General features: G+C 74.7%; 7 protein-coding genes. 2 read left to right on the forward strand and 5 right to left on the reverse strand.

All coding sequences use genetic code 11. The annotated features are described in order from the left end of the window. Nucleotides 1-82: 82 nt before the first annotated feature. The 3 genes from ACWGH1_RS27470 to ACWGH1_RS27480 all read right to left on the reverse strand — a co-directional run bounded on the left by ACWGH1_RS27470 (nt 83) and on the right by ACWGH1_RS27480 (nt 3,669). Nucleotides 83-1,969 carry a C1 family peptidase gene (locus ACWGH1_RS27470; RefSeq protein WP_453353204.1) on the reverse strand — a complete coding sequence of 629 codons (1,887 nt, stop codon included), beginning with the start codon at nt 1,967-1,969 and terminating at the stop codon, nt 83-85. A 215-nt stretch (nt 1,970-2,184) separates the two neighbouring features. Continuing rightward, nucleotides 2,185-3,192 carry a hypothetical protein gene (locus tag ACWGH1_RS27475; protein ID WP_453409090.1) on the reverse strand — a complete coding sequence of 336 codons (1,008 nt, stop codon included), beginning with the start codon at nt 3,190-3,192 and terminating at the stop codon, nt 2,185-2,187. Nucleotides 3,193-3,405: 213 nt separating this feature from the next. Beyond that, nucleotides 3,406-3,669 carry a glutaredoxin domain-containing protein gene (locus ACWGH1_RS27480; protein ID WP_453356170.1) on the reverse strand — a complete coding sequence of 88 codons (264 nt, stop codon included), beginning with the start codon at nt 3,667-3,669 and terminating at the stop codon, nt 3,406-3,408. 120 nt (nt 3,670-3,789) lie between these two features. On the opposite strand from ACWGH1_RS27480, the gene ACWGH1_RS27485 reads away from it, so the two are divergent. Both ACWGH1_RS27485 and ACWGH1_RS27490 read left to right on the forward strand, forming a co-directional pair. Then, the gene (locus ACWGH1_RS27485; protein WP_453356171.1) at nt 3,790-5,013 is read left to right on the forward strand and encodes a DUF1266 domain-containing protein; all 1,224 of its coding nucleotides are present in this window, start codon (nt 3,790-3,792) and stop codon (nt 5,011-5,013) included. Nucleotides 5,014-5,092: 79 nt separating this feature from the next. Beyond that, nucleotides 5,093-5,509 (forward strand): PPOX class F420-dependent oxidoreductase, encoded by a 417-nt coding sequence (locus ACWGH1_RS27490; protein WP_453356172.1) that lies wholly within the window; start codon nt 5,093-5,095, stop codon nt 5,507-5,509. A 21-nt stretch (nt 5,510-5,530) separates the two neighbouring features. Here ACWGH1_RS27490 and ACWGH1_RS27495 read toward each other — a convergent pair whose 3' ends face one another. Both ACWGH1_RS27495 and ACWGH1_RS27500 read right to left on the reverse strand, forming a co-directional pair. After that, the gene (locus ACWGH1_RS27495; RefSeq protein ID WP_453356173.1) at nt 5,531-6,286 is read right to left on the reverse strand and encodes a hypothetical protein; all 756 of its coding nucleotides are present in this window, start codon (nt 6,284-6,286) and stop codon (nt 5,531-5,533) included. Between the two features lie 53 nt (nt 6,287-6,339). Continuing rightward, on the reverse strand, nt 6,340-7,278 hold the full coding sequence (locus tag ACWGH1_RS27500) for a GNAT family N-acetyltransferase (protein WP_453356174.1): 939 nt from the start codon (nt 7,276-7,278) through the stop codon (nt 6,340-6,342). Between the last annotated feature and the right edge of the window lie 88 nt (nt 7,279-7,366).

Raw genomic sequence — 7,366 nt, forward strand, 5'->3', positions numbered from 1 at the left:
GGATAGATACATGCGGGGTACAAGGGTTTCGCCCGTCCAGGATGCGGACCGCCGGGCCGCCGGGTCTCCCGGGGCGGCCGGCTCACGCCGGGCCGATCACCGGCCCGGTGCGCCACCCCGCGCCGTCCCGCCGGTAGTGCTGGAGCAGATGGTCGGTGCGCAGGACGATCACCTCCAGGCCGAACCCGAAACTGCCCTGGAGCATCCCCGTGACGGCGAGCGCGTCCCGCCCGAAGACCGCGCCGCGGGTCCAGGCGCCGTCACCCGCGTTTCCGCGCCACCAGTGCTCGACCCGGCCGCCCGCCCCGACCACGCACAGCTCGTAGTTCCCGGCGCTCTCCTCGTCGGTGGCCCCGTACTGCGCCTCGATCAGACACGGCGCGGAGGTGATCGCGCTGCCGAAGACCTCGCCCGGGTGCCAGGCGAAACGGTCGCGGTCGTCGCGCCACCACAGCTGCATCCGGCCGTCCGTGCGCGTCGCGACGAGGTCGAGGTGGCGGGAGCGGGTCTGCACGAGGGCGGGCCCGAAATGGGCGATGCCGGACGCGAAACGGCCGCCGTCGTTCCAGGTCCAGGGCGCCCCGTTGATGCGCCACCAGTGGTTCAGCCGTCCGTCGGCGGTGCGGACCACCACCTCGAAGTTGCCGGGCTGGCCGTAGTCGCTCTGGATGAAGGCCGGGGTCGAGCCGATCGCCGCGTCGCCCGGGCCGAAGGCGCCGCCGTCGCGCCAGGCGCCGCCGGACTGCTCGTAGTACCAGTGGCGCAGCCGGCCGCCGGTGGTGACGTGCAGGGACTCCATGTTCCGGTTGTAGGTGGTGCCGGTGAAGGCGGGCTGACCCGACGCGTCCTGCGCGAAGGTCTTGGCCGGGGTCCACGCGTAGGGCGCCTCGCCTTCGCGCCACCAGTGCCGCAGGCTGCCGTCGCCCGTGGCCGCAGCCAGCTCGAAGTTGCGGTGGGCGCGGCCGTTCCCGCTCTCGTACACGTTGCCCGCGTGCAACCGGCGCTTGCTCCAGGGGTCGATGTTGGTGCCGGTCAGCCCGCACTTGGCCCAGTGGTCGATGCGGGCCTCGCCGTACCCGATCCGCCCGTAGCCGCCGACGTGGTGGCCGGTGCCCCAGGAGTTCCGGAAGAGCCAGCAGCCCGCCGCGTCGTCGTAACCGACGACCAGTACGCAGTGGCCGCCCGCCAGTCGGTCGCTCGTACGGTGGTACACGCCGGAGCCGAGCCCGAAGAAGTCGTCGTACACGTCGAGGCAGGCGGTCAGCGGGCCGACCGCGTCCAGCCAGACCTTCTGCTGCCCGATGTCACCGAGCCGCACGTAGTCGGTGATCCGCACGGTCCGGCCCGACCGGTCCCAGCTCGGCGTGTACCCGGAGCCCCAGGCGTCGCGCCGTTCGGCCGGCAGGCCGGGGGGCGGGATGGTGTAAGGCCGGCAACCGGGGTCGGCGAGGCCGCCGTTGTCCCGGATCCAGTCGAGCGCGGTCTCCGGGTCCGAGCCCTGTCCGCAGGTCAGGCGCAGTCCGTCGCGTACGTCCCCTTCGGACCGCGCCGCCCACACGTGGTGCTCGATCCGGGCCATGGACTCCACCAGACCGGCCGCCGCGAAGGCCCAGCCGGACTCGCACGGGTTCTGGTCCTTCACCCGGCCGAGCCACCGCCACCCCCACCGCTCGCGCCAGTCCACAGCGGCGGGCAGGGCCGTGGCCGACTCCCGGGTGCCGGGCAGCAGGCCGTGCGCCGCCCTGCGCCGGGTGAGGTGCGGATTGCCGCTCGGGTAGCCGGCCGGCGCCCGCAGATCGACGGTTCCCGCCTCGGCGGCGGTCGTCGGGCGCGCCGCCCGGTCCAGGCCGAGGGAGGGGCGCGGGAGCGGCTCTTCGTCGGCGAGGTGCTCGCTGACGGACCAGCGTGCTCCCAGCTCCGCGAGCCGTGCCCGTAGCTCCCCCGCCGTCCGCACGGACTCCTGCGGCATGCCGGCCCCCCAGTGTGCGGTCGCCCGTTCGGATACGGGCGAGACCCGGGAGCGTCTCCCCGGCGCGAGGGGGCGTCAAGAGGGGTTCCGCGGTCGCGCGGTGGCACGGGGGTCGTACGGTCCGGCGTGCGGGAACGGGACGGGGCGGGCACCGCTGCGTCCCCGGCGCGCGAAGGTCGCCGGGGACGCAGGGTACTGGGGAAGGTGCTCAGCCCTTAGGCGGCGGGCGCCTTCTGCTGACCCGCGCCGTTGATCAGGGCGACCAGGACGGCGCCGAGGTCGGTCACGACCATGTCGGCCTTGGCCTTGGCGTCGGCCGAGCTGCTGCCCGTCGCGGCGACCTTGAGGAGACCGTCGACGGAGGCCTTGAGCTTGTCGACGGCGGCGGCCGCCTTGTCGACCGGGGCGGCCTTGGGCGCGACGACCGGAACCGCGGCGGCGGGCTTGGCGGGCAGCTGCGCGGCGGGCGCGGCCGGCTGGGCCGGCTGGGCGACCGGCGGCTTGGCCGGCTCCGCGACCGGGGGCTTCGCGGGCTCGGCGACCGGGGGCTTCGCGGGCTGGGCCACCGGCGGCTTCGCGGGCTCCGCGACCGGGGGCTTCGCGGGCTCGGCGACCGGCGGCTTCGCGGGCTGGGCCACCGGAGGCTGCACGACCGGCGGCTTGGCCGGCTCGGCAACGGGGGGCTTCGCGGGCTCGGCGACCGGCGGCTTCGCGGGCTGGGCCACCGGAGGCTGCACGACCGGCGGCTTGGCCGGCTCGGCAACCGGCGGCTTCGCGGGCTGCGCGACCGGCGGCTTCGCCACCGGGTCGGCGGGCGGGTCGGCCGGCGGGTCGGCCGGCTTCGCCACCACCTGGTTCGCGACCGCCGGGTTCGCCGGTACGGGGGCCGGCAGCGGCGCCGCGGAGGTGGGCAGCGTCTGCCGCAGCTCCGCGAAGGCGGGCTCCAGCTGCTGCTTGACGGCGGCCAGGTCGGCCTCCGACACCTTCCCGTTCGGCGACTTCAGCACCGCCGACACCAGGTCGGTGACGGGTTCGAGCACGCCGGCGGCGGCGCCGAGCGACTGTACCTGTGCGAGCAGTGCGTCACTGCCGGGAACGGCCTGCCCGGCGGCGGCGACGGGCTTTCCCTCGGGAGCGGAGACGGCTGCCGCGATGCCCGGGGAGGCAGTCAGCAGGGTCACGCAGAGGGCGGCGGGAACGGAGTAGCGGGTGATGCGGTGCAACGGCTCTCTCCTGTTCAGAGATGTCAGTGATGGTGGCTCTGGATGTCGCGGGGCGGTGGAGCTGCCCCATACCACTCACCGACAGCCCGTCACCGCCCGCAACCGGAGCCACCCCTCCAGCACCGCCGACACGCCGCGCAACGGTGGAAAACTGCTGCCTGACCTGCCCAAATCCCTTCACCCTCGGGCACGACCCATACGGACGCGCCCCCGTCACACCGCGTTACGGATCTGCCGGAGCGTCGGGTTCACCAAGGCCGGCCGGTCCCCGACCACGACGGTGGGGACGGTCTCGTTGCCGTCCGCGACGCTCCGCACGAACGCCGCCGCCTCGGGATCGCGCCAGATGTTGACGGGCCGGTACGGCGTGCGGGTCAGCCGGAGCTTGAACCACAGCTTCATGCAGAAGACGCAGCCGGGCCGCCAGTAGACGGTGATCGGGGAGGTCGCCGGGGGTGCGGAGTCGGACCGTTTCACGAAGTGGACCGCCTTTCGGTGTCTGCCGCGTGCCCAGCGGCAGGGCCCAAGGTAGACCGGGCGTTCGGATGGGCGGCACGGGGTGAACTGCCGTCCGATACGCCCGGATAGGGTTTCCCCATGGGGACCTGGACCGCACCGAGCGCCGTGGAACGAGAGCTGGAAGCGGCCAAGGCCGCAGGGAACTGGCCGGTGTTCTTCGACGCCCTCGCGCTCGCCGGCCTCTTCGTTCCGCAGGAACGGTCCTTCCAGGACGCCCATCCCACCCGGGTACGGCGACAGCGGGTCCACTTGCCCCGGGCGCGCGCCGATGCGTACGTCGTCTTCACGGAGGGGATGCTGCCCGCGCCCACCGCCGACCTGGTCTTCGAGAGCGTCGACCTCGGCTGGTTCTGCGAGAGTTTCCCGGCCGACGGGCCCGCGTACCTGGCGGTCAACCCGGGGACGCCCTTCGAGACCCTCCTTCCCGCGTCCCCGGCGCACCGCGCCACCTGGGCCCTGCACGACGGCCGCCGCCCGAGGTGCGTGGGCCTGGAGCAGGGCAAGGTGCACGCCCTCCACGTCGGCGGGCCGCTGCACGGTCCCGTCGCCTTCGGGCTGGCCTGCGGGGCGCACCTGTCCGTACGCAACGGCATGTTCTGGAACGCCCTCGCCTACCACGGCCAGGGCTACACGAAGGAGCGCGAGAAGCTCCGCGACAGCTGGGGCGTCACCACCCGCGAGGAGTGGCTCGTCACCGTCGAGCGGCTGCTGCGGGCCGACATGGTCAGCCCCGTCTGGGAGTTCGCCCTGCGCGTTCGCCAGGCGCTGGCCCAGGAGTTCGCCGGGCCCGTGGACATCGAGCACTGGCGGCACGCCACCGAGGCGACCTTGCGCGCCAACGCCGAGCGCGCCGCCGAGCCGCGGCTGACCCCCGACGGGGTCACGGTCGCGCAGCCGCGGCCGACCGCCGAGGTGGAGGGCGAGATCGCGGGCGTCCAGCGGGTCATCGGCCGGATCACCCGTTACGAGCAGCGGTTCCGGGCGGACGGGGTGCTCGGCGAGGGCAAGTACGTCCGGTCGGTGGAGGCGTGGGACTACGGCCGGGCCTCCCAGATGGCCCGCTGGGGCGTCGGCGCCCGCTTCGGGACGCTCGCCGAGGCCGAGGACGCCGTGGTGCGGGCCGGAAAGGCGTGCCGGCTCGCGTACCGGTCCTGGGAGGAGCTGTCGTCGGGGTTCGTCCTCGGCCGCTGCATGCAGTTCGACGAGGAGGAATTCGGGCCCTGGTACGAGGAGATGGCGAGCGCGCACCGCGAGCTGACGGGCGACGCGGGCAGCCCGTGGCGCAACCTCGCCTGGAGCTGAGCCGCAGACCTCGGGTAGTCGCGGCGCGGGGCGGGTGAACCGGGAGCACCGCCGCACGGCCCCGACTAGCCTCGGCCGTATGACTGTTGAGCTGAACGACACCGTACGCAAATTGCTGGACGCGCCGCACCCGGCCGTGCTGACGACGCTCAACCCCGACGGCGGGCCGCAGAGTTCGGTGGTCTGGGTGACCCGGGACGGCGACGAACTGCTGGTCTCGACCGAGCAGGGGCGCCGCAAGGAGCGGAACATCGCCCGGGACGCGCGGGTCGGCCTGACCGTCTTCGACCTGGCCAACCCGTTCCTCTACGCGGAGATCCGCGGCACCGCCTCGGTCACCGAGGACACCGGGCGGGCGGTGGCCGTCCGGATCGCCGAGGAGTACATGGGGCCGGGCGCCGGCCGGGAATACGCAGAAGCTCCCGCCGAGAACGTACGGGTGGTCGTGCGCATCACCCCGACGAACGTGCTCGGCAACGCCGCCAAGGCCGGTTAGGGAAACGCGGGCCGGCAGGGTTCAGGGCAGCCGCGGCGCGAGGGCCGTCCAGGCGTCGACGGCCGCCCGGAGGGGGTCGCCGGCCGCCAGATGGGGCCGGGCCAGGGTCATCCAGGGCAGCAGGTTCTTGATCCGGCGCAGGGCGAGGATCCGGTCCCGGGGGAGGTCCCGCCAGACCTCGGCCTCGGCCGCCGCCTGCGCCGGGGTCAGGTCGATCAGCGCCAGCGCCTCCCGGCACAGTTCGGCGGGGTCGCCGCCCGGGCCGGGCCCGAACCGCTCGACGAGGTAGCCCCGTACGGCCGCCCGCTCGACCCCGCGGGCCGTCTCGTCCGGGTAATCCCCCCGGGCCACAGCGGCGAGCGCCACCCGGCCCCAGCGCAGCCGCACCGCGTCGGGCAGGCCCTCGTCGTGCATCCGGGCCACGGCCAGGGCGCGCAGGGGCTCGGGGTGCGGCTCCTCGCGCAGCGGCGGGTCGGTGGCCAGCCAGGCCTCCAGGTCGGCCAGCAGGTGTCCGGCGGGCGGTACGCAGGTCAGCACCTGCCCCCTGGACAGGAGCGCGACCATGGGCCCGGTGAGGTGGACCCGCGCCGCGTGCGGGGGGTCGACGGAGTCCCGGGGCGCGCCCCACGCCTCGATGCGGGCCAGGCCGAGCCTGAGGCCCCCGGCGGTGTACACCTGGCCGGCCCGCGCGGTCCCGCCGACGACGCGGACTACGCACACCCCGCCCGTGACGTCGGCCTGCTCGACGGAGTACACCTGCAACTCGGCGATCGGCACCCGTCCCCCCTTCCTCCGGGCCTTCCTCCGGGCCGGAGGCTATCGCCCGCCGCTCAAGCCCGCGACGGCCCTTCCAGGACCAGCCGGATCTCCGTCACCTCGTAGCCGGCGCGGTCGAAGGCGGCGGCCATCGGGGCGTTGACGGTGTCGGTCGTCGCGGTGATGCGCGCGGCGCCCTGGCCCGCGTGGAACCGGGTGATCTCCGCCAGGATCTCGTCGATCAGGCCCTTGCCGCGCTGTCCGGGGACGACCCCGAGGTAGCCGACGTTGCGGTGGTAGGGGGTCGCGGAGGGAACGGCCAGGCCGGCGAGGGTGCCGTCCGGCAGCTCCGCGAGGCGCCACCAGGAGCGTTCGCCCGGGCAGTCACGGTAGAACGCGATGTCCTCGCGGGCCAGTTGCGCGGCGTCCATGGTGCGCAGCTCCGCCTGGGTGTGCAGGTCCAGGCTGCCCGCCGAGACGCGGGCGAACGCTTCGTGGAACTCCTCGTCGGTTCCCTCACGGAACACCAGCCGTCCGGTGGGCTCCACGGTCCCGGCGGTCGGCGTCCACTCGTAGCGCAGGCGCTCGATCCCGTTCGTCAGCCCGGCCCCGTGCGCCGCCTCCCGGCGCCAGGCCACGGCCTCGGTGAACTCGGGCCGGGCGCGCCAGTCGCGGGGCAGGGAGGCGTGGTAGCCGGGGAGGTTCCCGAACGCCGCGTGTCCGGCGGTGAGCAGCCCGGCGGCGAGGGTGGCCGGATCGGCGACGCCGGCCCGGACCTGGAGGCAGTCGAGCACGACGGGCCGCTCGCTGTCCTCGCGGCCCCACCAGAGGGCGCGGGCCAGGATCTCGCCGTCCTCGTCCTCGGCGAACCAGATCCACTCGGGGCGGCACCGGCCGGCGGCCAGTTCCTCGCGGATGAGATCGGCGGGCAGGGCTGCGACGGGGCCGTCCGCGGGGTACGCGAGGGCGCGGTCGATGTCGGCGGGGTCTGCGGTCGCGGCGCGGTAGGGCATCCGCCGATGATCACCCGGCAGGACCGTCCGGGCCATCGGGTTTCCGGGCCCGGAACGGCCGGTGGCCGGACTCCCCGTGGGGGAGTCC

Source organism: Streptomyces sp. NPDC054883, assembly GCF_053610645.1.